At 70.9% G+C, this 3,225-nt stretch carries 1 protein-coding gene; it reads left to right on the top strand.

What is annotated here, in order from left to right; all coding sequences use genetic code 11:
- On the top strand, positions 1-3,047 hold a 3,047-nt coding region (locus ACFWI9_RS04260), incomplete at its 5' end, for an amino acid adenylation domain-containing protein (RefSeq protein ID WP_387158965.1).
- Positions 3,048-3,225: the final 178 nt, after the last annotated feature.

The raw sequence follows: 3,225 nt of genomic DNA on the forward strand, positions 1-3,225 counted from the left end.
ACGCACACCAGGACCTGCCCTTCGAACGCCTCGTCGACATCGTCAACCCCGAACGCTCACTCTCCCGCCACCCCCTCTACCAGGTCATGCTCACCTTCAACAACCTGGGCGGCCTGGGCGACACCGGATCGCGCACCGCCGGTGGGCACCTCGTCATCGGAGCGCAGGAGTCCGCCACGGCGACCGCCAAGTTCGACCTGTTGCTGTCGGTCGCCGAACTGCTCACCGCCAAGGGCGAACCGGACGGGCTGACCGGAGCCCTGGAGTACGGAGCCGACCGATTCGACGAGCAGACCGCACTGCGGTTGAGCCGGCGGCTGACGTGGGTGCTGGAACAGGTCACCCGCGACCCCCGGCTGGCAGTGGGAGCGGTCAGCCTCGTGCTCCCCGACGAGCAGGACATGATCAGCGCTTGGAACGCTGCCCCGGTGGACGCTCCGGCCGCCGCCCTGCCCGACCTCTTCGCCGAGCAGGCCCGCGGACGCGGGGACGCACCCGCGGTCGTGCACGGGGACCGGGCGCTCAGTTACGCGGAACTCGACGACAGGTCGACCCGGCTGGCGAGGCTCCTGCTGGACCACGGGGCGCGACCGGACACCGTCGTCGCCCTGGCCCTGCCACGCGGAGTGGACTTCGTCGTCGGGCTCGTCGCCGCCCTCAAGGCGGGCGCCGCGTACCTACCCGTCGACCCGCAACTGCCCCAGGGGCGGATCACGTTCATCCTCGACGACATTCGGCCGACGGTCGTCCTGACCACCGACGACCTGGCCGACAGGTTCTCCGGCCCCGTCCTGGCACTCGACGAGGCTGCGCTCGCCGCCGCGTCCCCGATGCCCGTGAACGACACGGACAGGGGAAGCCCCCTGCTCCCCGACCACCCGGTCTACATCCTGCACACCTCGGGTTCGACGGGGGAGCCGAAGGCCGTCGAGATGACGGTCGGCGCCATCCGGAACCTCCTGGACTGGCACCACCGGGCGATCCCGGCTGACGAGGGCACCGTGACCGCCCAGTTCACCTTCACCGGCTTCGACGTCTCAGCCCAGGAGATCCTCTCGGCCCTGCTGTCCGGCAAGACCCTCGCGATCTGCCCGGAGGACGTACGCCGTGATCCGCACCGGCTCGTCGGGTGGCTGCGAGATGCCGGAGTGGGCGAGCTGTACGCGCCCACGCTCGTCCTGGACGCGGTGTGCTCCGCCGCGCTGGAAGCCGGCGAGGGACTCCCCGCCCTGCGTCATGTCGCCCAGGCCGGTGAGGCGCTGGTGACCCGTGGAGCCGTGCAGAGCTTCTTCTCCCGGGCGACCGGACGCCGCCCCGCCCTGCACAACCATTACGGGCCCACCGAGACGCATGTGGTGACGGCGACATCCCTTCCCGCCGACCCGTCGCAATGGGCGGACACGCCCGCCATCGGCGTCCCCCTGCCGAATGTCCGCGCTCATGTGCTCGACGCATGGCTGCGGCCCGTGCCCCCCGGAATGCCGGGGCAGCTGTACATCTCGGGCACCGCGCTGGCACGCGGTTACCGCGGGCGCGCGGGTATGACGGCTGAGCGGTTCGTGGCCTGCCCCTTCGGGGGGAAGGGCGAGCGGATGTACCGGACGGGCGACCTCGTACGCCGCACACCGGACGGGCAGTTGCATCACCTGGGCAGGGCCGACGACCAGGTCAAGCTCCGCGGGTTCCGCATAGAGCCCGGCGAGATCGCGGCGGTGCTCCGTACCGACCCCGCGGTGTCCTCGGCGGCCGTGCTCGTCCGCAACGGCGTCTCGCTCGTCGCGTTCGTCGCTCCGGCGAGGGACCGCATGCCCGTCGCGGCGGAGCTGCGCACCCGGCTTCTGCGTACCGTGCCGGAGTACATGGTGCCGGCGGAGTACGTGGTGGTGGACGAGCTTCCCCTCACACGCAACGGAAAGCTGGACCGGCGCGCGTTGCTGGCCATCGAGGTGGACCGGCCCGCCCCCCGCTCGGCGGCCACCGAGGCGGAGAAGCGGATCTGCGCGGTCTTCGCCGAACTGCTGGCCATCGAGGAGGTCGGTCCCGACGACGACTTCTTCGCACTCGGCGGACACTCGATGCTCGCCACCAGGGCCGTCGCCATCATCCGTGAGCAGTTGGAGGCGGACCTGGGAGTACGGAACCTGTTCGAGGCCCCGACACCGGCGCTCCTCGCTAGGGAGGTGGAGCGCAGCGGCACCCGGGACTCCTTCGCCCCCATGCTGCCGCTGCGGACCACCGGCGACGAACGACCGCTGTTCTGTGTGCACCCGGGTGGCGGGATGTCCTGGTGCTACGCGGGTCTCCTCAGCCACCTCGACCCGGCCGTACCCGTCTACGGCCTCCAGGCCAGGGCGCTCAGCACGCCGGGCACGATGCCCGACGCCCTCGACGCGATGGCCGAGGACTACCTCGGTCAGATCCTGGAGATCCAGCCGGAGGGCCCCTACCGGCTTCTCGGCTGGTCCTTCGGAGGCGTCATGAGCCACGCGCTGGCCGTGGAACTGCAGGCGCGGGGCAAGGAAGTGGAGCTGCTCGCCCTGGTGGACGCCTATCCGTACCTCACCGACGGGACGACCGGGGAAGGGGCCCTGGTACAGACTCTGCGGGAACTGGAGGACCGGCTGCTCGTCGACAACCTCACCGCCTCCCGGTTCGACTTCGACGCGGCGGAGCTGACCACCGGCCGGGACGCGTTGATCTCGCGGTACCTGCGCTTCCTGCAGGAGAACCAGCATCCGCTCGCGGCGGTCGGTGAACGCACGATGCTGGCCATGAAGGACGTCTGGATCAACAACAGCCGTCTTCTGGCGCAGCACCGTCCCGGCCTGTACGAGGGCGACATGCTGCTGTTCACGGCCACCCGGATACCGGAGCGGGTCGCCGGCAGGGTCGGGGCGCACGCGTGGGCGCCGCACGTGACAGGTGCTGTCGAGGATCACCCCGTGGACGCCGAGCACGAGCAGATGCTGACCGTGCCCGCCCACATCGCGACGATCGGGGGAGTACTCGCCGCGAAGCTGAAGGGGATTGCGCCGCAGGGGTCCTGAGCCGACCGGCTGCCTGAACGGCCCGGCCGCCGGAGCCTTCCGGCGGCCGGGCCGCGCCCGGGGCCGGCGGCGTGCCCCGGGCCCTCCCGCAGGTCGAACGTCCGGGCCCAGCGGGGGCCCGGTATAGATATCGCGGGGAATTTCCACATGTGGTGTGTGGGTTTAGTGTGGACCGGGT

The organism is Streptomyces sp. NPDC127084 (assembly GCF_042724175.1).
Classification (GTDB): domain Bacteria; phylum Actinomycetota; class Actinomycetes; order Streptomycetales; family Streptomycetaceae; genus Streptomyces.